This window comes from Acinetobacter sp. NPDC052428, assembly GCF_044547685.1.
Classification (GTDB): Bacteria; Pseudomonadota; Gammaproteobacteria; order Pseudomonadales; family Moraxellaceae; genus Acinetobacter; species Acinetobacter lwoffii_G.
This window is the reverse complement of the sequence record NZ_JBIUAT010000005.1, coordinates 22579-46086: the sequence shown is the minus strand read 5'-3', so window position 1 is coordinate 46086 and position 23508 is coordinate 22579. Positions and strand designations below refer to the sequence as shown.

The window sequence follows — 23508 nt, the reverse complement described above, 5'->3', positions numbered from 1 at the left end:
TAAATACGGAATTAATATTTATCTCTGAGTCGTTTAACCGGTGCCTTTTTATATTTACGCAGTAGTTGCCACAGGCTAATCAGCAATAAAATACTGAAAAAGATCAAAGACCAGACAGGCAAGGATTGACCCAAGAAGGTCCAGTCAATCGCGGCACATTCCCCTGAACCATTTAAGACCTGTTGCAGTACAGACTGCATCGGCAGGGTTTCCAGCCAGTATTCCAGACCGGGACCACAGCTCGGCACCTGATCCGGGGGTAGGTTCTGTAACCAGACATGACGCGCAGCCACGCCCACAGACCACAAAATACTGAGCGAACCCAGCAAGGCATATAGCCGCTTCATGAGATTAGATGCGGGATTATGCAGGAATGCGATCAGTGAGATGATCCCGAGTCCGATTAATCCAACACGCTGAAACACACAGAGCGGACAAGGCGCCAGACCTTGTACATGCTCAAGATATAAGGCAAATGCCATGCCGATGACAGCAGCCAGAAACAACATACCACTCACGAAGCGATAACCCCATTGCATGGTGAATCCCCTTATTTTTTATCGATATTGGGCTAAATAATCAGCAAAACTGATGCTGCTATCTTGCTCGAGTTGCTGTTGCTGCTGCAATGACTTTTGTGACATTTCTTCAAAATAAGCCAGGGTTTCCGGGCTGAGCTGATGCGTTTCATAGACACTGCTATGTTGCTGGGCCAGATGTTGGCCAAAATGCCACATACTGCCCTGTTCACGCGTATCCCCGACCATCAGGGCAGACAAGGTGGCATCGACTTCATCGACCCGGATCATCATGGTTTTTAATGCATCAGTATAGAGAGTACTGTCATAGGCCGAATTTAACAGCTTGGCCAAGGGGTGCATGCGTTGCAAATGCATGGCACACCAGTCTTCAATCGGATAAGACTGGCCATTTTCCATAATTGCGGCATTTGGCGCACGGCCACGGTTCACCACTTCGGCCTGATTCTGTTCAATAATATCCTGTTCATCACTCAGAAGCGCCGGACTGTCCTGCAATAAACAGTACAAGGCTACGACTTCGAGGAAGCCGGCCGTATCTTCATTAATGCCAATCGGGCTGTATGGATTGACATCGACTGCACGCAGCTCGACATAAGCAATCCCACGATTTTCCAGTGCCTGTGAAGGAGTTTCACCCGCCAGCGGCACCTGTTTCGGACGCACCAGGCTGTAATATTCATTTTCGATTTGCAGCACATGATCATTGATCTGGATCGGCTGGCCATTGGCATCATCCAGGCCCAGACGACTAAACGGTTTATACGGCGTTTTAACGGCTTTTTGCAGTCCGTCCAGATAGTCCTGCAAATTATTGTAGTGAATACCGAGCTGTTTCTGCGCAGAGTTTTGATAGCCAAAGCGTCCCATACGCAATGCTGTCGCATAAGGGGTATACAGGGTGCCCTTTACCAAAGGCAACAAATGATGATCACGACCGGTCATAAAGCACTGGCAGACTGCCGGGCTGGCCCCCACCAGGAACATCACCAGTGGAGTCAGACGAATAAAGTTGCGGATCAGGCCCATATAACGATGGCTACGATAATCCTGCAAGCTCAGCGCTTTCAGTGCCTCGTCCTGTTCCTGCTGTTGTAAGGCCTCGAACAGATGGTCCGGGAAAGACAGGTTGTAGTGCACCCCTGAAATCGTCTGCATGCGGCGACCATAACGCACGCCCAAACCATGACGATACAAGGTTTTAAACAGGCCGATATTTGAGCTACCATACTGTGCCAGTGGGATGCTGTCATCACGGCTGTCCAGCATACACGGCATCGATAAAGGCCAGAGCTTTTCATCATTTTCCAGATGACGATGCACAATCGCATGAATATCGCTGAGATAGTCCAGCGCTTTTTTAATACTGTCTTGTGGCGGAGTAATAAACTCCATCAACGCTTCAGAATAGTCCGTGGTGATATGTGGATGAGTCAAAGCTGAACCCAAGGCACGAGGATGCGCTGCCTGTGACAGGAAACCATCACTTTGCATACGCAAGCTTTCACGCTCGATACCACGCAACATGCCTTTGATGAGTGACGACTCGACCCAGGTCGGTAATACATTTTGGGAAGTCGATTCAGGTTGACTCATTACAATCTCGCTTAAGGGGGCTAAATTATTAAATTAAAATCATCGGTTTAATCAGTATAACGTGATTTCATGCCGGCACATGACAGGCTGCCTAGTTTTCAGGCAAACCATTGATTTTTGATTTGGCAAATTTTTAACACAAACTTCCTCTATAAGACATGGATAATTTGTGATTTTATTAACAAATAGATGCTAATGAATTGTAAATATTATGAATTATCAAGATATTTTAAACTTTTGGTTTCATGCGGACAGCCAGCCTCTATGGTTTAGCCAAAGTCATGAATTCGACCAAAGTATTGCGCAGCAGTTCATGAGCACCCATCAGCAGGCAGCCCGGGCTGAACTTTGGGGCTGGCGTAAAACCGCAGAAGGCCGGCTGGCCGAAATTATTGTGCTAGATCAATTTTCACGAAATTTATTCCGTGATTCTCCCCAAGCTTTCGCCCAAGACAGTCTGGCACTGGCCTTGGCTCAGGAAGCCATCAGCCTGAACCTGGATCAACAGCTCAGTCCGGAACAGCGTGCCTTTCTGTATATGCCATTTATGCACAGCGAATCCAAACTGATTCATGAATTCGCCTTAAAACTGTTTCAGCGTCTGGGCAATCCGACCAATCTGGAATTCGAGAAAAAGCACAAGGTCATTATTGACCGCTTTGGACGTTATCCGCATCGGAACCAAATCCTGGGTCGTGAATCAACCGATGAAGAACTTACTTTCCTGACCCAACCCGATAGCAGTTTTTAAGATTTTTTAAGACCGCTGTCCGGACTGGATCATTGCATCAGGAGATCGAACATGAAAAACATGCTACTGGGATTGAGTATGATTGCTGCCATCAGCCTGACCGGCTGTGCAACGACACCTTCAAAGCCCTTAACATTTGATCAGTTAGGTCGCTACAGTACCACTCCCCTCAATAACAACACTTACCGTATCAGCTTTCAGGCCCGTCCCAATATGAGCTTTGGCACAGCTGAAGAAATTACCCTGCTCAAAGCCGCACAGACTACCGTACAAAATGGTTTTCAATTCTTCAGAGTACTGAATGATCCAAGTAACCGCTCCCAGCAACCTCCACGTCAGGCCATCGTCTATCCGGCACCAAGCTTTTATCCGTACGGTTATTACCGCCGATATCCGGGATTCTGGCCAGACCCATTCTATGACCGTCCTTATACCGTGACTCTAGATCCTGCCCAGGTGGCGTATACCATTGAATGCTTCAAGGCCAATCAGGCGCCTCAAGATGCCTTTGATGCCCGCTTGATTTTACAGTCACTTGGGGCTAAATATGGTTTAAGTCCATCCGGTGCAGTGCTGCAACCGCAACCGGCCAATCCCTCCTGACAGGATGATCTATGCAGACAGAGAGTATCTCCCCGAGCTTACAACGCAGTAAACGTTTCGCGACCGTCGCCCTAATAGTCGCCGTACTGATCTGGTTGGCATTGATGGTTGCAGCCAAACTGCTACCCGAATATGTCTGGCTCATTCATATTCTGATGCTCTCGGCAGAAGCGGGTGTGGTCGGTGGCCTGGCGGACTGGTATGCGATTACGGTGCTGTTTCGTAACCCTTTTGGCAGATTGCCCATTCCCAAGTTTTTACGCGACCATACCGAAATCATTCCACGTAACAAGGCCCGTATTGCAGAGTCGATGGGCCGTTTTGTGCAGGAAAATTTTCTTTCTCCGCAAATTGTACAGCGCAGTCTGGACAGTACCGACCTGAGTCTGGCTGCAGGACGCTGGCTGGCCAATCCACAAAACAATGCCCAAGTGACTCAGGTCATTCAACAGACGGTGCCTAAAATTTTTGAATTTGTCGGACAGGAACAGATTGCCGGATTTATCCAGAGCAACAGCGTGCAATGGGTCAAAAATACCCAGATCAATACCCTAGCCAGCGAAATGCTGCATGCCGTTCTGGACAATGATTTCCATCAGGATGTGCTACAGCGCGGACTGGATGTGGTACATGCCTGGATGACCTCGCATCCTGAACAAACCCGTGAGCTGACCCGTAACCTGTTTAAGGAAATGGGGGTGTGGAAACTGGCCAAAGGCGCCAGCTGGATCGGGATTGATGTGCAGCAACGCAGTATTGATTCCGTGATCGGGCGCGTTGAAGCCATGCTGGCCGATCCAGATCATCCATGGCGACTCAAAATTGAGAACATGGGACATAGCTGGATGTTGCAGCTGGCGGATAATGACAGTGAAGCCAGCCAGCGTCTGAATGAAACCAAAGATGCCTTACTGGATAGTCCACAAGTGCTGAATTTTATCAGTGGTGCGGTGGTGATTTTATGTGATGCGATCAAAGCAGACTTGCAAAAACCTGATTCGGGTATTGCGGAAAATCTCAGAATTGCCATTCAACAGGTCGGAGAAAATATTACCTTAAATGCCTCGGTACGTGAGCTGCTGAATAAACGTCTGAGCTCTATCGCGGTTGACCTGAGTGACCAGTACAGTGAAAAAGTGATTCGTTTTATCAGCGAGCGCATTCACGAATGGGATTCAAGCGAGATGATCGACAAGATTGAAAATGAGGTCGGCGGTGACCTGCATATGATCCGGGTCAATGGGGTCGTGGTCGGTGCCTGTATCGGTCTGGTGCTCGGGATCATCCGGGCGGCGGTAGAGCATTTAATTTGAAGATAAACTGTTTTTCACAGCCCGACTTTTAAAATGCCCAAGAATTGACTCCAGCCAGATCAAATTTAAGATTTAAAAATGATCATTTGGGTGGCTGAGGTCCGGACATATCGACCAATAGCCCAGTGAATTTGCGTACGAACGGCAATAAGGTTACCACAATCGGAAAGGCAATCGCCCAGGAAATCATCCAGTTATGAAACCAGAGTGCTATAAAGCCATCAATCCATCCGAGATTACGCAGCATATTAATCATGGAAATGATGCCACTCATCAGGCAGGACAGGATAAAAGGCACAATAATCAATGCCCATTTTGCAGGGAGTTTAGGAATATGACCGATAATGGTCGGACGTTGTGATGCAGCCACGACATGCTCTTTTTACTGTTTTCAGATGACTAATATAAGCCAAATTCTGTACGGTGAAGCATTGTTTTTTTCATCTGAAATGTTGAGCTAAAAACTGGTTTTATTTTCACGGGATTAATCCGTTGATTTTCCCTTTCTTTAGTCAAAAACTTCTGACGAAGTGATCCTCCACTTTTTATTCCCGAGAAATGCTTTTACCTAAACAGCCTGAAATTTGCTATATTTGCTGTTTTTCTGCGATCTCTATTTTCGACTGATTATGAATACGGCAATACAAGCAGCTCTCGATCATGCAGTGCACACTTTACAGGCACAAGGCGTACTCCCATCTGACTGGAACAATACAAGTAATTTGACGCGTACCAAAGACCGAAGCCATGGTGACTTTGCGTCGAATATTGCCATGATCGCGTCGAAAGCTGCAGGTATGAAGCCACGTGATTTAGCGGAAAAAATTCTTGCTGCCCTGCCTGAAGTGGCGGATATCAGCAAGGCAGAAATTGCCGGTCCTGGTTTTATTAACTTCTTCCTGAATGCTGACCAGCGCTTTGCAGTCCTTGATCAAATTCAGGCACAACAGGCGACTTATGGTCGTACCCAGGTCAATGCGGATAAACGTATTCAGGTTGAATTCGTTTCTGCCAACCCAACCTCTAGCCTGCACGTAGGTCATGGTCGTGGTGCTGCGTATGGCATGACGGTTGCGAACTTGCTTGAAGCGACCGGTGCAAAAGTCGATCGCGAATACTATGTCAATGATGCTGGCCGTCAAATGGACATTCTGGCGACTTCGACTTATCTGCGCTACTTAGAATTAACGGGTCAGGAACTGGTATTCCCGAAAAATGCCTACCAGGGTGACTACGTAAAAGAAATTGCACAAAGCATTATTGACCAGGATGGCGATGCTTATGTCCGTCCTGTGGCCGACGTGTATAAAGATGTGCCTGAAGATGTACAGTTTGCAGCCGAATTAGATGCTGATGGCAATAAAGTCGTATTGTCTGGCGATAAAGAAAAACACATCGATGGTTTGATCTTTAACTCACAAGCGTTAATTGGCACAGGCTACCGCGTATTCTTGCAAGCCGCGCTTAAAGCGATTCTGGATGATATTAAAGATGACCTGGGCGAGTTTGGTGTAACCTTCAATCAATGGTTCAGCGAAGAATCATTGACAGACAAAATTGAAGAAGCCTTACAGACCTTAGATCAGCGTGGTTTCCTGTATGAACTGGATGGCAACATCTGGTTTAAATCCACTGCATTCGGCGATGAAAAAGACCGTGTGGTGAAACGCCGTAATGGCCAGACTACTTACTTCGCGTCTGACATCGCTTACCACCTGAACAAGTTACAACGTGGCTATACCGATATCATCGATATCTGGGGTTCGGATCACCACGGTTATATCGCACGTGTAAAAGCGGCCATTGATGCGTTGGGCTATGACTCGAAAAAATTAACGGTTCTTCTGGTTCAGTTCGTGAGCCTATGGCGTGGCGGCGAGATGGTACAAATGTCATCCCGTTCAGGCCAGTTTGTGACCTTGCGTGATCTGCGTAAAGAAGTTGGCAATGATGCTGCACGTTTTTACTACGTAATGCGTAAGTCTGAACAGCACATTGATTTTGACCTGGATCTTGCTGTGTCACAAAGCAAGGACAATGCCGTGTATTACATCCAGTATGCACACGCCCGTATCTGTCGTATGTTAGAAAAAGCAGCGTCTACCAATGTCAACTTTGATGCTACAGCAGCACGTAATTTGGCGGCTAAGCTGGAGCTTGATGCTGAAACTGAAATCCTGGCCAAACTAGCGGCCTATCCGGAAATTCTGGTCCGTGCTGCAAACAGCTATGAACCACATCAAATCGGTAATTACCTGAAAGAGCTGGCAGCCTTGTTCCACGGCTGGTACAACGACAATAAAGTACTCGGTGATGATGCTGAATTGACTCAGGCACGTTTACTGTTATCTGTGAACGTGCGTCAGGTACTGCGTAACGGTTTAGAACTTTTAGGTGTGTCAGCTCCTGAATCAATGTAAAGCACTGCTTTTACATTGATGCAAGAAGGTAAATAGTCAAAGCACTGCTTTGCATGCTCGCAAGGCGAGAGCTAGGCTCGAAGTGAGCATGTAAGCAAAACATTGCCGTTTATCTGCCGAGCAGACATTTTGTAACTTTAGCTATGTGCTTGAAGATACAGATAAATTAAAATTCTGTGTGATTTGTGATCTAGAGGATGACTTTTGTATCCTGATCACATAGGATGAAGTGATAGTAGGGGCATAACTGCTGTTATGCCTTTTCTATATGTCCCGATTAATAAGAGGAAAATCCCAAGTGTTTGGAAAAACGCAGCGCGGTGTATCTGAAAGACCGAATAAGCCTAAAAAGCCACTTATTCCAACCTGGCTCGGCACACTCGTGATCATTTTAATCGTGTTAAGTTTTTTAATGGCACTGATGCTCTGGAAGCCATGGGAACCAGTTAAACCGAAAACTCAAACAAGTGCTGAATCTGTCCAAGAAGAAGATACCAATAAAGATTACCGTTTTTATGATCTCTTGCCACAGCAACAAGTGACGCCAATTCCTGAACAGGCCGTCCCTGAAAACAAAAATCAGGATACGGTAGTGATTGTAGAAGCACCTCGACCTGAAGTGGCTACACCTGAGGCGACCACAACTGAGCCTGGCTTAGAAGCCAGCGAAGCGCCTGTTGCCGCTCCGGCCAGTTATATTCTGCAAGTCCGCAGTTTTGATGATCCGGATCAGGCCGATGCCCGCCGTGCCGAAATTATTCTTAATGGCTTATCTGCCGATGTGGTACGCAGCGTAGAAAATGGCAAAGTCTGGTATCGCGTGGTTTCAGGCCCTTATGATTCTGCAGAAGCTGCAATTATTGCGCAGCAAACCTTGCAAAATAGCGGAATCGATTCCATCGTCGTGAAACGATAATTTTCTAGAAATAAAAAAAGCGCCTGATGGCGCTTTTTTATTTCTTTTTAGCTCCTCCCTTTTAAAAGGGAGGCTGGGAGGGATTAGCTAAAAATTAAATCCATCTTTAGAAAGGGGGAAGTTCCCTCTCCTTCTAGGAGGTGAGAAGCACTGCTTCGCAAGGAAGAGGTTATTTTAAAAGCCCCTCCACCTAGCCTCCTCCCTGAGCGAGATTCAAAGCAATGCTTTGAATTAAAGTGCAAGAGAAGGAAGTTAAAAATTTTAATCCCCCTCGATCCCCCTTTTTCAAAGGGGGAGGCAACAAGAGGTTAAAAGTATCTTATAGAGTATGCCCCAGCGCTTCACCCATATTCACCAAAGAATTGGCCTTGAATGCGGCCTCCCACTGCATTTTATTTTCTTCAAATAAAATCACTGCCGTTGAACCGAGGTAGAAACGACCCAGTTCTGCCCCTTTTTCCAGGAACAGATCATGCTGATTAAGTTCGATTCGTCCTGAAGGCTTCACTTTGCCGGTTGCCACGGTTTCAATACCCGCTACAATCATCGCACCGACCAATACCACCGCCATACGACCGATTTCAGTATCAAACAGGCAGACCATACGTTCATTACGTGCAAACAGGCCCGGAATATTTTCTGCGGTCACCTGATTGACCGAGAACAGCTCGCCCGGTACATATAACGTTTCAGTCAAGGTGCCAGCAAATGGCATATGCACCCGATGATAATCACGTGGCGACAAATATACAGTCGCGAATTCACCATTCTTGAATGGCTCGGCCAGTTGCGGATCAGCAATCAGGGCTTCAACGGTAAATTTCTGGCCTTTGGCCTGAAACACATCGCCATTTTCAATTTTACCCAGCTGGGAAATCGCACCATCTGCAGGCGAAACAATACTGCTGGTATCTGGATCAACTGCACGGATACCTTCTTTTAGAGCACGGGTAAAAAATTCATTAAATGACTTGAATTTCAGGGCATTGGCCTGTTCAGCAATCGACATATCAATGCCATACTGCGCCTTAAAGGCAGTAATTGCAGCAGTTTTAATAATCGGGTTTTCGCTGGCAGCAATTTTACCTACCACCCGAGACAGGCGATGTTGCGGTACTAATCGTTGAGCTTTAATAAAAAACTGTTGTTTTAAACGTGACGTGATGCTCAAGATGGCAGCTCCCCTGTAGCGATTGGACTCTCGAGGCGGTTGCCCCATTCACTCCACGCACCATCATAGGCTCGAATTTTCCAGCCCAGTAAACGACCCAGTATATAGGCCAAACCTGAGCGGTGATGGGACTGGCAGTACACCACAACGGGTTGATTCAAATCAAAGCCCAGTTGTTCCAGACGCTGCTGAGTACGTGGTAAAGGCTGTAATTTTATATGATTTTCGCGATTAAGGGCAGTACTCCATTCAAAATGACGTGCTCCCGGAATGTGACCGCCGCGTCGAGCCGCTAAACGTAAACCGGTATATTCATCTTGCGTACGGCAATCCCAAATTTGAATCTGTTGATTTTCAACCTGTTGGCGCAGCTCATCATAGCCAATCTGAAAATTTGCCTGATGCTCGAGATTAACCTGCAATACGTTCTTCACTGGTGCAAACTGTTCCTGACTGGAAGAAGTCGGCAAACCGGCACCGAGCCAGGCATGAATCCCGCCATTCAGTAAACTGGTATTTTCAAAACCCAGACAATGCAGGTTCCAGAGCAAACGCCCTGCCCATGCCCCGCCCTCATCATCATAAGCCACCACATGATGTTCAGGAGAAATATTCAGATAATCAATAAGAGCCTGCAAGCCTTCTGCGTCCGGCAACAGTCCGATTGCCGTTTCTTCCTGACGCACCAGAAGTTTAGGCTTTAAATGCAAGGCATGCGGAATATGCAGCTGCTCATACACAGAGGCACGGCTCAGGTCGACAATACGAAGTTTTTCATAGCCCAAATAGGGAACTAAATCTTCTGCCTCAATCAGCAGGCCAAAATTAAAAGCTGCAGCGGTCATCGTTATCATGGCTATTATTGGTCAAATCCTGTTGATCTTAGCACAGCTCGTTTTTACACTGATGCGCTTTCTTTGCAGATGATTAGCAAGATTTTAGCTAAATCCTGGTCTTAAATAAGCTTGCATAAAAAACCGTCTCTGCATAGACACGGTTCTTAAAAATTATGAATTGTTCAAACTGACTTAAGCAGGTTCATTGATCTCAAACACCTGACGTAAATAGGCCAGGAAGGTATCATTATCGGTCATGGTTTTGCCCGGGCTATCCGAGATTTTGGCCACTGACTGACGGTTACATTCCACCAGTTTTAGCACAATATTGAGTGGAGTTTGCCCCATATCATTGGTCAGATTGGTGCCAATCCCGAAACTGACCTGGAAGCGGTCTTTAAAGTACTGGTGCAATTTCCAGGCTTTTTCCAGATTCAGGCCATCACTAAAAGTCAGCATCTTGGTTTTGCTGTCAATTTTCAGCTTTTTATAATGTGCATAGGCCTTGTCACCCCATTCATAAGGGTCGCCACTGTCATGACGCAAGCCATCAAACAGTTTGGCGAAGTACAGGTCAAAGTCGCGCAGGAACGCATCCATACCGACCACATCGGTCAGGGCAATGCCCAGGTCACCACGATATTCCTGTACCCAGCTTTCCAGTGCAGATTTCTGGAAATTACGCAGACGTACGTCCAGCGCCTGAAAAGCTTGCAGGAATTCATGCGCCATGGTGCCAATCGGGGTAATGCCCAGCTCTTTGGCTAACAGTACATTACTGGTGCCACGGAACACATGCGGTGCGGCTGTGTGAAATTCTTCGACCACATGCTTTTGCCAATCGAAACTGTAACGGCGACGCGTACCAAAATCTGACACCAAAAATGGTGGATCATTGGGGTTTTGCGCAGCATCATACTGTTTTAATAGCTCGATTTTGGCTTTTAAACGGCGTTCGCCTTCAGCCAACACTTCAGGCGTGCGAATCCGACTGAAATACAGTTCATTGACAATCGCCAGTACGAAGATCTCGAACATCATCGCCTGAACCATCGGGCCTTCCACCACAATATCCAGACGGCCTTGACTGTCGATACTGGCCTTGATGAAACGGCGCTTGAGCTGGAACAGTTCCAGATAATCCACAAAATCGCTTTTGATAAAACGTAAGCTTCTTAAATATTGCAGTTCATCTTCTTTGAATTTGAGCTGACACAGCAGGTCCAGTTGATGATTGAGATCATCCAGAATATCCGTCAGTGGATAGACTGTATCTTCCAGATTACGACAACGGAAATGGTAGACACTATGCGTTTGCGGAAACTTGTGTAAGACCACTTGTAACATGGTGAATTTGTACAAGTCAGTATCTAACAGAGAATGGATAATTGGAGCCATAACTAAGGGAATATCGCTGTGCTTATCTCTGCATTAAAGCATAAAAAGTCATGCAATAATGCAGGATTTACGTACAGCTGGCTGTATTTGCGACAAAAGTATCAGAAGCATAACCCGGTTTATTTCTGGGTGTTGGTCTGAGCTTTTTCCTGTTCCTGAATCAGTTTCTGTAGCTGTTTTTCCTGGCCAATGACCTTGGCAAATTCGGCTGTGGTCTTTTGTCCGGTTTTTTGCGCCTGGGCATCACAATCCACCTGACGCAGCTGCTTGGCAATTGCAAATTCCATTTTAAACAAGGCTCCCATCAAGGCTGTATTGCCTCGATTATCTCGAGCACAGCGGTCGGCACCATGTTTAAGCAAGCTGGCGACAATATCCTGATGGCCATAATAAGTCGCCATCATCAGTGGTGTATAACCGTCTTTATTGCGTACATCGACCGGAAAGCCGTGTTTTAAAAATTCGTTGATAACTTCGCTATTGCCAATTTTGGCGGCAGTAAAGAACAGGTCGACCAGTTCCTGTTGTGAGTTCATCTGAATATTGTCCACGCTTTTAGCGGGGGAGATCTCCTTCGCGACAGTCACGTTTGCGAATGCGGAACCTATCGTGAGAATACTGGCTAAAAACACAGATGACATAACTTTCATGATGAACTCCAGCAGAAATCGAATTCATTTCAATACGGTTGAATCTTGAAATGCTTTTTAAATTGAAACAAACAAGTTGCCTGTAGAACTCCCCCTAGGGTGCAGGAAAGGTTTGGAATTCTACAGGACTTTGCGGAGGTGACTTCTTAAGCCCTAATCACCAATCCTGATCGACCAATCGAAATCAGTCTTTTAATTTTGCAGCTTTGGCTTTAACAGTCGCGAGGTTACCGTTTACTGCCTTGGTCATACGTGTACCGTAGTCCGCATCTGCCTTGTAGAAATAAGACAACATGACGTGCTTGGTTTCTGAATCTTTCACTGCACCTAAATCAGCAGCAAGGTTCATGATCAGGTCATCCTTCTCTTTAGCCGTATATGAACGGTACAGCTCACCTGCCTGCTTGAAGTTCTGCTCTTTCACACCAATTTGCTGTACATGACCCGATAATGGAGTTTGTACCGCACGCGCTTTTTCAGTGGCAGCTTTTGGCTCTTTACGGCTAGGCTCATAGTTCACATCCGAGTCACGCTCAGAGATATTCATGTAGCCATCTTGGTTATTGTTGTTCACATTTACCACCGGACGGTTCACCGGAATTTGCTGGTGATTCGCGCCTAAACGGTACATTTGGGTATCTGAGTAAGAGAAGATACGGCCTTGTAACAGACGGTCTTCTGATGGCTCAATACCTGGCACTAGGTTACCTGGTGCAAATGCCGACTGTTCAGTCTCGTTGAAGAAGTTCTTCGGCATACGGTTCAGGGTCAAAGTACCCACTTTGGTTTCTGGAACCAGCTCAGTTGGCCAGATTTTAGTTGGATCTAGCGGATCAAAATCAAACTTGCCCAAGTCTTTAGGATCAATCACCTGAATATACAGATCCCATTTCGGGAAGTTACCTGCATAGATGTTGTTATAAAGATCATTGGTCAAGTGGTTGAAATCTTTACCTTGCTGCTCAGCCGCTTCTTTCACGTTCAAGCCCTTCACGCCCTGTTTCGAGCGGAAGTTGAATTTCACGTACTTGTATTCACCTTTGTCGTTATACAGTTTGTAAGCGTGAACACCAAAACCGTCCTGTTCGCGGTAGCTGGTTGGAACACCTTGCTTGCCGTAAACATAAGTCAGCATGTTGGTTGCCCATGGCTGGCTCGACAGGAAGTCAAACACGCGGTTAGCATCTTGAACATTCGTTACCGGGCTTGGCTTCATCGCATGAATGAAGTCCGGGAATTTGATCGCATCACGGATAAAGAATACCGGTGTCTGGTTACCGACTAAGTCCCAGTTACCTTCCTGGGTATAGAATTTGATGGCGAAACCATGAGGGTCACGTAGGGTTTCTGGTGAACTTTTACCATGAATGACGGTAGACATACGCACAAAAACTGGAGTTTTAGTACCGGCTTTGAACAATGAAGCAAGGGTAAGATCAGACAGATCCTTGGTCGCAACGAATTCACCATATGCCCCAGTACCACGCGCATGCACCACACGCTCAGGAATACGCTCGCGACCAAAACGTTGTAATTTTTGTACCAGTTGAACGTCCTGAAGGAGTACTGAACCATTTGGGCCCGCAGTGATCGAGTTCTGGTTATCACCGACTGGCGCGCCATTGTCTTTGGTTAAAGGGGCAGCTTGTGCAGCTGTGACAGTTGCAAGCATTGCAACCAGTAATGAACGCTTAAACATTTCTAAATCTCTCAATTTATTACCTTTCCTGCACGGGCTAAGATACGCCAACACAATAAATAGATAAAACAGATTATTTTTATAAATTCAATCGTTTTAATGAATTTATAAAAATAAAGCAATTGATTTTCAGATATTTAAAGCTCATAAAATCAGCATCTCATACTGCTCCAGATTTTATTCTTGCTACAATCACGTCCATCTATCATTAGCAGTCCATATGTAAAATGCGTGCCTTATTACAAAGAGTTTTAGAAGCTAAAGTCGTGGTCGAGGGTGAAACCACCGGGGAAATTGAAAAAGGAATTCTGGTTTTTCTGGGTTTGGGCAAAGACGATAATCTGGAAAAAGGCAAAAAGTTGATTGATAAGATATTGAAATACCGCTTCTTTGATGATGAACAGGGCAAAATGGGCTGGAACGTTGCCCAGGCCGGCGGTGGTTTATTGCTGGTTTCACAATTTACCTTGATGGCACAAACCCAGAAAGGTTTACGTCCCGACTTTGGTCCCGCCATGCCACCTGCCGAGGCTAAAGCACTTTATGAGCAGCTGGTAGAATATGCCCAAAGCCAGTTTGAACATGTACAAACCGGTATTTTTGCAGCCGATATGAAAGTGCATCTGGTTAATGATGGACCTGTGACGTTTAATCTGGAAGTGGAATGATTTATTTTTATCAGTACTTTGATTTTAGATTGAACGTGGTATCCGCCTCCATATTTGAATTGATTTTAATCCTGATATCGCCGAAGCTGCCTGCTTCAATATAATTATTCACGGCTGCAAACTTAGTCAATCGAAGTTTATTAGGTATTGCTTCGCTGTGGCCTCCCCCTTGCGGATGATTGGGCAAAGGCAATCCGAAGATTGTTAGCCCTGTATCTCCGCTGGAATGGATCTTAAAAGCAATGCTGTCTCCTACAGCAATATTTTTTAGTTTTTCCTCTCCACCCTTATATTGAATGATGACGACAGCTAAATGCTGTTCACTCTGATTTTCCAATAGAATATCAATATCATTCGAAGCAGGCTTACAGGAAATAAGCATAATCAAGATCAACCCGACATAGATTATTTTCATATCACTGTGATTATTATTTTTTTTCGACTTATCCATTAAAAAACCGATTACATTTGCATGCAATCGGTTTTTAGTTATTTTTAAAGCTTAGCTCTAAACTTAACGACCCGTTTTCTCTTTAATAAACTGACGTACCATTTTCACTTTTTCTTTGACTGGCTTTGGCAGTTTTGGTGGAATCATTTTTGCCACTTGGTTAAACCAGACCAGCAGGCCAAAGTCGCCTTCCATCTTAATCGTGCCGCTTTGCATCCCGGTCATAAATGCCGTCGGGTCACCTTTGACCAAGGTCTTCACGCCCTGCTCACTGTCGGCAAACTGCAACACAAAATCAGCTTTTTCAGCATCACCCGAAACCGTATCGATATGACCGTTATCCACAATAATCTGACGTGCCATGCCTTCATCCGTACCAATCTGGATACGGAATTGACGTCCATGTACCAGTTCAATGAATTTTGGGCTGGTACGTGCCAACTGCTTCATACGTAAAGCTAAACCTGCGACCAGTAAGTCCAGCGGGTCTGTACTCATATCAATAAGAGGAAGTTTTAACACAGGAATGGACGACAGTTTCATGGAGGATGCCTATTCTAATTGTACGAAAATTGACAAATATCCTAGCATAGTTCTGGGCTAGGTGGATTATGCAGTTTGTATCATATTTCCAAACTGAAAAATGCACCCGTGGGTGCATTTTTTTCATTGCAACTTCTAGAATTAACGGCTTGAAAGCTGCTGCTGGTCGTCTTCATACACCGGCGTATGTTCGATGCAACGGCGTTTTGCCAAAGCACGCTCAGCACGACGATCTTCACGCAACAACAGGCCAGTCACCACCATCATGACCGCAGTTAACGCGCTCAGATAACTATACGTCATTGGTAGCTCAAACCAAGTTTGAGTTCCTACACGAATCACCTCGATCAGGCCCCATACCAGCATCCCGGCCGCCATAAAGCTTAACCAGCGACGATAAGGCGAGAAGAACACAGCAAGCACAGCTACAGCGACTAAACTGAAACCCACAATCGTTGCTAAATGCGCTGTTACCATATAAACCCCTCCATCCAGATAGATAGTTCCCGCTTGATATTGCAACGCTTCTATCTATTGAATTTCGTTAAATCAATAAAATGAAATCTGTTGATTTGTATCTCTATGCCTGCATTATGCTGAGTTTTTTGCATAAAAAAAGTCCTGTCATCCAGCCTAACGACATACTTTGTCGCGATATTATATTGTCATTACATTTTTTGCTTTTCACATTTTTATGGATCAATGACTGCGCCAATGTTGGCGTGTCATTACAAAATTATCAGTAGTTTTTTTAAGTGAAAAAATTATTTTTCCGTTTAAGATGATCGATGTTTTTGTAGCCATATTTCAACTCTTCCTTATATAACTCACATCATAAGCATTGACATCCTCACCCACCTGAAAGGAGGGTGATTCCTACTGCTAGACGCTTATGCCCAAGCGCAAGTATGTTCTTAGCACTGTTCAAATCCCGATCCAGGACACTTGAGCAGTTTTCACATTCCCATACTCTTATTCGCAAATCTGCTCTACCTTTCGGACTGCTTGCGGTGATCTCACCACAGCACGAGCAGATTTGGGTTGTGAAACTTTCGTTGACTTCCTCAAACAATACACTTGCGTTCTCGCATTTATACTTGAGCATTGTTTTGAGTTCTGAAAATCCTGTATCTAAAACCGATTTAGCCATTTTAGTTTTCACAAGTTTTTTAGCACTCAGGTTGCCAACAATAATCAGTGCATTTTCTTTTACAAGCATGGTGCTTGCTTTGTGCAAATGATCTTTACGACAATTTGCAATCTTGGCGTGTAATGCACGAACACGCTTTTTATTCTTCGCTCGTTGAGCAGTACCTAGTTTTTGTTCATATTTTCGATAGAACTTTGGATTTGAAATCACAGTACCATCAGAACAGGTGGCTATATCTTTTAAGCCTAGATCAATGCCAATAGCTTTAGTTGCAGTTGGTTTATCTAACTTAGGTGAATCCACGACCAGGCACACATACCAACGCCCACGACTGTCCTCAACAAATGAGCCTGTTCTAACGGCATATTTGTTTAAACCGTAGCTATCCCATAAGCCAAATTTGGTTTTTCCATACTCAACCCATCCCTCAGCATATTTCAGTCCTGATTTTTTGAATGGTATCCAACCAAGCGATCTTCTTGCTGACTTCTTGTTACTTACACGCCATTTTAATTTTGCTTTTCTAAACTGTTTTCTTTTAGCAGCATATTCTTCCCTAATTGCATCCACCGTTTGGCTATGCAGACCACACAATTTTGAAGTCCCTTTTGTGTATTTAGCCATATCGAATGCTGAGAAAAAATCACCTGTTCTTTTTAGGTGTTTGAAACTTAAATCATTGACATAATTCCAAACAAAGTTCACCTCAGATGCTAATTGGTCTAGCACCTTGCAATGTTTGTCTTTTATGCGTAATTTAAGTGTTTTCATGGGCTTATATTAGCTCATGTTGAATTAAAATTATTGATTCTTAAAAAATAAACGACATTTCATGTCGTGTCGCTTATATCTCTGACCTGAAGAACAGAGTTTTACGCTCCATTTGATAAAAAAACGCGACCCAAAGGTCGCGTTTAAAATCAAGCAAAGCCTGTACTTATGCACGGTTCAGGTCTTTATCATGTACGCCGAGCAGATACAGCACACCGTCCAGACCGACGCTAGAAATCGCCTGATTGGCATTTTGGCGTACCAGAGGTTTGGCACGGAAAGCCACCCCCAGTCCTGCAATGGATAACATAGGCAAGTCATTGGCGCCATCACCGACTGCAATGGTTTGTTCCAGGGAAATTCCCATCTCCTGGGCGATTTCACCGAGCAAGAAGGCTTTACGCGCGCCATCGACAATATGGCCTTTGACTTCACCGGTAACCACACCATCCTGCACATCAAGCGCATTGGCATGTACTTCATCAATATCCAGTTTAGTTTGCAGATATTCCGCAAAATACTGAAAACCTCCAGAAAGAATTGCAGTACGGTAACCCAATGCTTTTAAAGTCGAAATCAGGCGTTCAGCCCCTTCAGTAATGGTCAGGCGCTCGGCAATTTTCGGCAGTACCGATGCGTCCATACCTTTTAACAAGGCAACACGGGCACGGAAGCTTTGCTGGAAGTCTAGCTCGCCTTGCATGGCACGTTCGGTAATTTCAGCGACCTGCTCACCAACACCGGCTTCAATTGCCAATTCGTCAATAACTTCCTGCTCGATCAGGGTTGAGTCCATATCGAAGCAAACCAGACGGCGGTTACGGCGATAGGCATTGTCTTCCTGTACCGCGACATCGACATTCAGTTCATTCGACAGGCTGAGGCAGGCCGCGCGCATGGCAGCTGCATCTAGCATCTGTCCGCTTAAACCAAACTGGACACAGGCACGTTTTGGACCGGCACTCTGGCCATCTAAAACGGGGCGGCCAGAGAGACGGGTCACGGTTTCAATATTAAAACCCTGACCTGACACAATCTGGGTCACGGCTTGCAGATGAGAGGCATTTAATTCAGGGGCCAATGCCGTTACGATATAACGTGTGCGTCCACCCTCTTTGACCCACTGATCATATTCAGTCGCAGAGATCGGTTTAAAGCGCACAGTTAACCCGATATCATGTGCTAGAATCAGGATCTCCTTCATGGCTAATGCTGTCGCGGTCTGGTCTTCAGAGGCTACAACAATACCTAAGGTTAACTGATTATGAATAACCGCTTGCCCTACATCTAAAATCTGTAGGGAATGGGCGGACAAAACCTGCATTAATCGTGTAAATTGATTAGGCTGGTCAGGTCCTAAAAATGATATAAGAATGATTTCTCGCATGAATTGACTCGGGTCTGAGCTACAACTATTGTTAGAATCATAATCGAAATTGAACAGAATTGCCTTGGAAGTTTACGTTGAATGCGCCTAGACAAGGGCTATTTGCTAGCCTATTGATTGTAAGTTTTGCTCTGCATACCTTTTTACTGGTATTGGCAACCACTCACCAGCTGAATGAAAATCGTGCCAATCAGGGACAGCTGATCACCAGTCAACTGGTGACAGACAGCCTGTCTGAGCTTGAACCGCCTAACCGCGTTTCTCTGGCGTTGCTGGCAAATCGTTATGCCACCAATCCAAGTGTCGCTTCCATCCGGATTCTGGATGCGAAAGCTCAGGTTTTAGCCACTGGCGGACTGACCAAAACCCGCGAGGGGGAAGTTTTTGTCCGTGATGCGCTGCAAAACGAGAAAAAAGTCGGTGTGATTGAAATCACCCTGATTGAACCAAGTATTGGTGAAATTCTGCGCACACAATGGCTGGCGATTCTGTTCTCGTTCATCATTCATAGTCTGCTCTGGGTCGCTTATCGTGCTGTGGCACGTCCAAGCCGCACCGAATATCTGGCGCGCATCAATAACGAATCGCGGCTGAAATTCGAGATTCAGACCCTGACCCAGGCATTGGAACAGGAAAAGCATAATGCGGCACTGGCGATTGCCCAAGCCCAACAGGCAGTGAAAAACAAAGCCAAAGAAAAAGAACATAAGCCGGCGGTACTGGAGAGCGATAGCCTGAGCTTAAACATCCAGTTCTACGATCCAAAACAGTTACTGGATAGCGTGAATAAAACCGTTTCGGTGCCTTATTTCAATCTTTGCCAGATTTTTCTGAATAAAGCCACCGAACTCTGTGTGCAACGCTATAAGTTAAATAGTTCTGATATTTGTACCGTACATAAATTTGATGAAAAAGGTGCCACCATCAGTATCGCGGCAGACAAACCGAATGCCCTGGCCTGCCTGACCATGATCAGTGCTGTGTTCCAGCTGCTTTCGGAAGTCCTGTATAAACGCTATCGTGAAGAAAAACGTTTTGTGCTACAAACCCGCAGCGCGATTGCTTCTAAAGTCGAGGAGATGCAGCTCAGCTCGGTACAGGCCGCTGAGCGCCTGACTCAGCATCTGGTCGCGAAAGAAAGTGCCTTACATGTACCGACCACCTTGCTGAAAGATGTGAGTGATCACTTCCAGCTGGTCAGCATGCCGAATCCAACCAATGTCCTGACCCGTCACGCTTTTGTGGTGAATGGGATGGATGCTGAAAGCGCCGAGCTGGCACAGACTTTTAGAACTGAAATTCTAAAATCCAAACAGTCCAAAGCCTCATAAATATCCTTGAATGTTTTAATTAAAAAAGCCGGATCCAACATCCGGCTTTTTTATGGATATAAAACAAATACGCCAGTGTGTCTTGGCCTATCTCTTAAATTTTTAACTGTTTTTGTTCTAGCAGATATTGCTGGGCATTATAAGGCTGGGCCGGATCCTGACAGGGGACTTTATGCCACTGACCATCGGCATCTAACTCCCATGCATTTTGACAATCTTTTAAATAGCTGATCAGGCCATCTTTATAAATCCGTTTTTTCAGCGCTGGATCCAGCACCGGGAAACAGGTTTCGACCCTGGAAAACAGGTTGCGCCCCATCCAGTCAGCACTGGCACAATACAGTTTCTTGGCACCGCCATGCTCAAAATAATAGACCCGGGTATGTTCCAGGAAACGTCCTACGATTGAACGTACCCGAATGTTTTCCGACATACCGGTGACTTGTGGAATCAGGCAGCAGATTGAACGTACAATGAGGTCAATTTTCACCCCGGCCTGCGAAGCCTGATATAAGGCAGCAATTAATTGCGGTTCGGTAAGTGCATTCACTTTGATGATGATATGCGCGGCTTTGCCGGCCAAGGCAAATGCCTTTTCCTGGTCAATCAGTTTCAGCAATTCGCTATGCAGGGTAAACGGCGCATGCAGCAAGGCTTTCAGTTTGGCCATTTTCCCCATACCGGTCAGTTCCTGGAACATGCGGTGCACATCTTCACAGATATCCGGCTGTGTGGTCATCAGGCCATAATCGGTGTACATGCGGGCATTACCGGCATGATAGTTTCCGGTACCCAGATGCGCATAACGCAGTAATTCCTGATTTTCACGCCGGACGATCAGAATCATTTTGGCATGGGTTTTATAACCGACGATGCCATAGACCACCACTGCCCCGGCTTCTTGCAGGATATTGGCCACCATAATATTGGATTCTTCATCGAAACGTGCCCGCAGTTCAATCACGGCTGTGACTTCCTTGCCATTCCGTGCGGCTTCTGCCAGCACCTGAACAATTTCCGAATCCGGACCACTGCGGTACAGGGTCTGCTTGATCGCCAGCACCGCCGGATCCTTGGCCGCTTCGCGCAGTAAAGTAATCACAGGCTGGAATGAATCAAAAGGATGATGCAGCAGCACATCCTGCGCCTTCAAAATTTCAAAAATACTTTTCTGTTTACGGAAAATTTTCGGAATGACCGGACTGAAATGCGGATACTTTAATTCTGGACGATCAAAGCTGGTACTCAGGCGGGACAAATTGATCGGCCCATCAATCCGGTACAGTTCCTGTTCCGTCAGATCAAATTCATCCAGCAAATAGTCGATGATGCTCTGTGGACAGTCATTTTCAATTTCCAGACGTACCGCACGACCAAAGCGACGTGAAGACAGTTCGTCTTTTAAGGCAACCGCCAGATCATCGACATCTTCCGACAAGACCAGATCGGCATTGCGGGTGACCCGAAAAGCATAACAGCCGGTGGCTTTCATGCCCGGAAACAGCTCACTGATATGCTGCTGGATGATCGCGGTCAGGAAAATCTGGGTAGTGTTATTGCCAGCCACCTGTTCCGGAATTTTAATCAGGCGCGGTAAAGAGCGCGGAGCCGGGACAATTGCCATCTCGATTTCACGGCCAAAGGCATCTTTACCTTCCAGACTGATAATAAAATTCAGGCTTTTATTGACCAGACGTGGAAAGGGATGCGATGGATCCAGACTGATCGGGGTCAGTACCGGTTGCACTTCTTTGGCAAAAAAGGCTGCAATCCAGGCCTTGTGTTTTTCCAGAAGATCCTGATATTGAAGAAACTGAATACCCTGCGCCTGAAGTTCAGGCAAAATTGCATGATTCAGAACCTCATACTGTTTGTTAACTGTGGCATGAATGGACTGGGACAGTTCTTGTAGAATCAGCTCGGTAGGTACAGCATCAGGCGTCCGGGTAGTCGCATTCAGGTCTTGCTGTTTCATCAGCCCGGCGATCCTGATTTCAAAAAATTCATCCAGATTTCGGGAAAAAATGATCAGGAAGTTTAAGCGCTCTAAAATCGGTAAATTCGGATCGAGTGCTTGTGCCAAGACACGACGCTGAAATTCAAATAGGGAAAGCTCCCGATTAAAATAGGTCGCTGACGAATGCTGAAATTGTTCCATGCCCTCTCAATGCTGCTATTACAGTCTGTTGTTTTACATCATTGAGGGGCGATCTTAGGCAGGCTTCATGACAGTTATGTTACAAAGCACAATTAATCTATATAAATTAATATTCTAATTTTTCCAAAATACAAAAAATCCGGTCGCTAGCTTTTTTGTGTTGTCATCAAACTGTCATCAGGTATCCATTGTTTCAGTCGTTTTTTCAGTGGATCTGGCCGCCCAGTAGGTGGCCAACGCCGGTCCTGAAATATTATGCCACAGGCTGAAAATGGCGCTTGGTAAAGCCGTCATTGGAGATGCAGCAAAATGGGTCGCCGCCAAAGCCACACCCAGACCAGAATTCTGCATCCCCACTTCAATGGATACCGCACGACAGTCTATTTCTGCTAAGTGAAATATACGGCTGGCCCAATAACCCAGTAAATAGCCCATACCATTGTGTAAGGCCACGATCCCTAAAATCATTAACCCGGACTCCAGAATCTGGGTTTTGCTGCCAGCAATAATCGCCGCGACAATTGCCACAATTGCAATCACAGAAATTAACGGCATCACCTGAATATAGGCCGTGACTTTTTGTTTGAGTAGCGCCCGTACGATTAAGCCCAGAATAATCGGGAATAACACCACCTGTAAGATCGACACCAGCATCGACCAGGCATTGATCTCAATCCACTGACTGGCCAACACATAAAAAATGGCTGGGGTTAGAATGGGAGCCAGTAAGGTAGAAACCGAGGTACAGGCGACAGACAAGGCGGTATTGCCCTTGGCCATATAGGTAATCACATTGGATGCCGTTCCGCCCGGACAGCAACCCACCAAGATCACCCCGATCGCAATTTCCGGTGGCAGCTGGAACAACTTGCACAGCAAAAAGGCCAAGCCAGGCATCACCATAAACTGGGCGACGACGCCAATCGCTACCGCTTTCGGACTTTGCAGGACACTTTTAAAATCGCCTACCGTCATGGTCATCCCCATGCCGAACATGATGATGCCCAACATCCACGGAATATAAGCCCGTAACCAGACAAAAGCTTCAGGGATCATCAAGGCAATGCCGGAAAAAAGCACCACCCATAAAGCAAAGGTTTTTTGGACAAATTGGCTAAACTGGAGCAAGGCTGACATGGGTTTCATCCAGGTGACAT

The 23508-nt window shown here is 45.8% G+C and carries 22 protein-coding genes; 7 read left to right on the top strand and 15 right to left on the bottom strand.

Annotated features, from left to right (window positions below; all coding sequences use genetic code 11):
• Positions 1–11 precede the first annotated feature (11 nt).
• Both ACIG3F_RS05275 and gshA read right to left on the bottom strand, forming a co-directional pair.
• Positions 12–539 carry a disulfide bond formation protein B gene (locus tag ACIG3F_RS05275; RefSeq protein WP_004281272.1) on the bottom strand — a complete coding sequence of 176 codons (528 nt, stop codon included), beginning with the start codon at positions 537–539 and terminating at the stop codon, positions 12–14.
• Positions 540–557: 18 nt separating this feature from the next.
• Entirely contained in the window at positions 558–2135 is a 1578-nt protein-coding gene (gene gshA / locus ACIG3F_RS05270) for a glutamate--cysteine ligase (protein WP_278356821.1), read from the bottom strand.
• 211 nt (positions 2136–2346) lie between these two features.
• On the opposite strand from gshA, the gene ACIG3F_RS05265 reads away from it, so the two are divergent.
• From ACIG3F_RS05265 to ACIG3F_RS05255, 3 genes are read left to right on the top strand one after another with little or no spacing between them, the layout of a single operon-like run.
• A complete protein-coding gene (locus ACIG3F_RS05265; protein ID WP_278356820.1) occupies positions 2347–2886 on the top strand; it encodes a DUF924 family protein in 540 nt (179 codons plus the stop codon).
• Positions 2887–2937: 51 nt separating this feature from the next.
• Positions 2938–3489, top strand: coding sequence for a CC0125/CC1285 family lipoprotein (locus ACIG3F_RS05260; protein WP_278356819.1), 552 nt, complete (start codon positions 2938–2940; stop codon positions 3487–3489).
• A gap of 11 nt (positions 3490–3500) precedes the next feature.
• The gene (locus tag ACIG3F_RS05255) at positions 3501–4802 is read left to right on the top strand and encodes a DUF445 domain-containing protein (RefSeq protein WP_278356818.1); all 1302 of its coding nucleotides are present in this window, start codon (positions 3501–3503) and stop codon (positions 4800–4802) included.
• Positions 4803–4884: 82 nt separating this feature from the next.
• Here the strand turns inward: ACIG3F_RS05255 and ACIG3F_RS05250 are convergent, their stop codons facing one another.
• Positions 4885–5172: a DUF2798 domain-containing protein gene (locus ACIG3F_RS05250; protein ID WP_004281267.1), complete on the bottom strand. Its 288-nt coding sequence runs from the start codon at positions 5170–5172 to the stop codon at positions 4885–4887.
• A gap of 259 nt (positions 5173–5431) precedes the next feature.
• Between ACIG3F_RS05250 and argS the strand changes: the two genes are divergently transcribed.
• Both argS and ACIG3F_RS05240 read left to right on the top strand, forming a co-directional pair.
• Positions 5432–7222: an arginine--tRNA ligase gene (gene argS / locus ACIG3F_RS05245; RefSeq protein WP_004281266.1), complete on the top strand. Its 1791-nt coding sequence runs from the start codon at positions 5432–5434 to the stop codon at positions 7220–7222.
• Between the two features lie 298 nt (positions 7223–7520).
• Entirely contained in the window at positions 7521–8138 is a 618-nt protein-coding gene (locus tag ACIG3F_RS05240; protein ID WP_005245641.1) for an SPOR domain-containing protein, read from the top strand.
• A gap of 319 nt (positions 8139–8457) precedes the next feature.
• On the opposite strand, the gene asd is transcribed toward ACIG3F_RS05240, so the two are convergent.
• The 5 genes from asd to ACIG3F_RS05215 form a co-directional block, all read right to left on the bottom strand.
• On the bottom strand, positions 8458–9309 hold the full coding sequence (asd, locus tag ACIG3F_RS05235) for an archaetidylserine decarboxylase (protein ID WP_396469523.1): 852 nt from the start codon (positions 9307–9309) through the stop codon (positions 8458–8460).
• Positions 9306–10154, bottom strand: a complete 849-nt coding sequence (locus tag ACIG3F_RS05230; protein ID WP_396469522.1) for a sulfurtransferase — start codon at positions 10152–10154, stop codon at positions 9306–9308. The genes asd and ACIG3F_RS05230 overlap by 4 nt, the downstream gene beginning before the upstream one ends.
• 183 nt (positions 10155–10337) lie before the next feature.
• Positions 10338–11543 (bottom strand): nicotinate phosphoribosyltransferase, encoded by a 1206-nt coding sequence (gene pncB / locus ACIG3F_RS05225; RefSeq protein WP_071850304.1) that lies wholly within the window; start codon positions 11541–11543, stop codon positions 10338–10340.
• Between the two features lie 119 nt (positions 11544–11662).
• A complete protein-coding gene (locus ACIG3F_RS05220) occupies positions 11663–12193 on the bottom strand; it encodes an ankyrin repeat domain-containing protein (protein ID WP_071850305.1) in 531 nt (176 codons plus the stop codon).
• A 184-nt stretch (positions 12194–12377) separates the two neighbouring features.
• A complete protein-coding gene (locus ACIG3F_RS05215) occupies positions 12378–13892 on the bottom strand; it encodes a catalase (RefSeq protein ID WP_396469521.1) in 1515 nt (504 codons plus the stop codon).
• A 227-nt stretch (positions 13893–14119) separates the two neighbouring features.
• Here ACIG3F_RS05215 and dtd point away from each other — a divergent pair, with 227 nt between their 5' ends.
• Positions 14120–14560, top strand: a complete 441-nt coding sequence (dtd, locus tag ACIG3F_RS05210; protein ID WP_044108792.1) for a D-aminoacyl-tRNA deacylase — start codon at positions 14120–14122, stop codon at positions 14558–14560.
• A 10-nt stretch (positions 14561–14570) separates the two neighbouring features.
• On the opposite strand, the gene ACIG3F_RS05205 is transcribed toward dtd, so the two are convergent.
• From ACIG3F_RS05205 to serB, 5 genes are all read right to left on the bottom strand, one after another.
• The gene (locus ACIG3F_RS05205) at positions 14571–15011 is read right to left on the bottom strand and encodes a hypothetical protein (RefSeq protein ID WP_071850307.1); all 441 of its coding nucleotides are present in this window, start codon (positions 15009–15011) and stop codon (positions 14571–14573) included.
• Between the two features lie 63 nt (positions 15012–15074).
• A complete protein-coding gene (locus tag ACIG3F_RS05200) occupies positions 15075–15554 on the bottom strand; it encodes an SCP2 sterol-binding domain-containing protein (RefSeq protein ID WP_044108790.1) in 480 nt (159 codons plus the stop codon).
• Between the two features lie 141 nt (positions 15555–15695).
• Positions 15696–16031 carry a ciprofloxacin tolerance protein AciT gene (gene aciT, locus ACIG3F_RS05195; RefSeq protein WP_005094938.1) on the bottom strand — a complete coding sequence of 112 codons (336 nt, stop codon included), beginning with the start codon at positions 16029–16031 and terminating at the stop codon, positions 15696–15698.
• Between the two features lie 373 nt (positions 16032–16404).
• Complete coding sequence (locus tag ACIG3F_RS05190; protein WP_004647187.1) at positions 16405–17475, bottom strand: RNA-guided endonuclease TnpB family protein; 1071 nt, start codon at positions 17473–17475, stop codon at positions 16405–16407.
• A gap of 166 nt (positions 17476–17641) precedes the next feature.
• The gene (gene serB, locus ACIG3F_RS05185) at positions 17642–18862 is read right to left on the bottom strand and encodes a phosphoserine phosphatase SerB (RefSeq protein WP_071850308.1); all 1221 of its coding nucleotides are present in this window, start codon (positions 18860–18862) and stop codon (positions 17642–17644) included.
• Positions 18863–18939: 77 nt separating this feature from the next.
• Here serB and ACIG3F_RS05180 point away from each other — a divergent pair, with 77 nt between their 5' ends.
• The gene (locus ACIG3F_RS05180; RefSeq protein ID WP_071850309.1) at positions 18940–20193 is read left to right on the top strand and encodes a hypothetical protein; all 1254 of its coding nucleotides are present in this window, start codon (positions 18940–18942) and stop codon (positions 20191–20193) included.
• A gap of 94 nt (positions 20194–20287) precedes the next feature.
• Here ACIG3F_RS05180 and ppk1 read toward each other — a convergent pair whose 3' ends face one another.
• Together ppk1 and ACIG3F_RS05170 are read right to left on the bottom strand one after the other, a co-directional pair.
• A complete protein-coding gene (gene ppk1 / locus ACIG3F_RS05175) occupies positions 20288–22351 on the bottom strand; it encodes a polyphosphate kinase 1 (protein WP_071850310.1) in 2064 nt (687 codons plus the stop codon).
• 177 nt (positions 22352–22528) lie between these two features.
• Entirely contained in the window at positions 22529–23488 is a 960-nt protein-coding gene (locus ACIG3F_RS05170; RefSeq protein WP_071850311.1) for a bile acid:sodium symporter family protein, read from the bottom strand.
• Positions 23489–23508 lie beyond the last annotated feature (20 nt).

What these genes read in the sequence shown, in the direction of transcription:
- ACIG3F_RS05205 (WP_071850307.1), bottom strand. Translation starts at nt 15,011, where the DNA reads ATGGATAAGTCGAAAAAAAATAATAATCACAGTGATATGAAAATAATC.
- dtd (WP_044108792.1), top strand. Translation starts at nt 14,120, where the DNA reads ATGCGTGCCTTATTACAAAGAGTTTTAGAAGCTAAAGTCGTGGTCGAG.
- ACIG3F_RS05220 (WP_071850305.1), bottom strand. Translation starts at nt 12,193, where the DNA reads ATGAAAGTTATGTCATCTGTGTTTTTAGCCAGTATTCTCACGATAGGT.
- ACIG3F_RS05260 (WP_278356819.1), top strand. Translation starts at nt 2,938, where the DNA reads ATGAAAAACATGCTACTGGGATTGAGTATGATTGCTGCCATCAGCCTG.
- ACIG3F_RS05215 (WP_396469521.1), bottom strand. Translation starts at nt 13,892, where the DNA reads ATGTTTAAGCGTTCATTACTGGTTGCAATGCTTGCAACTGTCACAGCT.
- serB (WP_071850308.1), bottom strand. Translation starts at nt 18,862, where the DNA reads ATGCGAGAAATCATTCTTATATCATTTTTAGGACCTGACCAGCCTAAT.
- ACIG3F_RS05255 (WP_278356818.1), top strand. Translation starts at nt 3,501, where the DNA reads ATGCAGACAGAGAGTATCTCCCCGAGCTTACAACGCAGTAAACGTTTC.
- ACIG3F_RS05200 (WP_044108790.1), bottom strand. Translation starts at nt 15,554, where the DNA reads ATGAAACTGTCGTCCATTCCTGTGTTAAAACTTCCTCTTATTGATATG.
- gshA (WP_278356821.1), bottom strand. Translation starts at nt 2,135, where the DNA reads ATGAGTCAACCTGAATCGACTTCCCAAAATGTATTACCGACCTGGGTC.
- ppk1 (WP_071850310.1), bottom strand. Translation starts at nt 22,351, where the DNA reads ATGGAACAATTTCAGCATTCGTCAGCGACCTATTTTAATCGGGAGCTT.
- argS (WP_004281266.1), top strand. Translation starts at nt 5,432, where the DNA reads ATGAATACGGCAATACAAGCAGCTCTCGATCATGCAGTGCACACTTTA.
- ACIG3F_RS05275 (WP_004281272.1), bottom strand. Translation starts at nt 539, where the DNA reads ATGCAATGGGGTTATCGCTTCGTGAGTGGTATGTTGTTTCTGGCTGCT.
- ACIG3F_RS05190 (WP_004647187.1), bottom strand. Translation starts at nt 17,475, where the DNA reads ATGAAAACACTTAAATTACGCATAAAAGACAAACATTGCAAGGTGCTA.
- pncB (WP_071850304.1), bottom strand. Translation starts at nt 11,543, where the DNA reads ATGGCTCCAATTATCCATTCTCTGTTAGATACTGACTTGTACAAATTC.
- aciT (WP_005094938.1), bottom strand. Translation starts at nt 16,031, where the DNA reads ATGGTAACAGCGCATTTAGCAACGATTGTGGGTTTCAGTTTAGTCGCT.
- ACIG3F_RS05230 (WP_396469522.1), bottom strand. Translation starts at nt 10,154, where the DNA reads ATGACCGCTGCAGCTTTTAATTTTGGCCTGCTGATTGAGGCAGAAGAT.
- ACIG3F_RS05265 (WP_278356820.1), top strand. Translation starts at nt 2,347, where the DNA reads ATGAATTATCAAGATATTTTAAACTTTTGGTTTCATGCGGACAGCCAG.
- ACIG3F_RS05170 (WP_071850311.1), bottom strand. Translation starts at nt 23,488, where the DNA reads ATGTCAGCCTTGCTCCAGTTTAGCCAATTTGTCCAAAAAACCTTTGCT.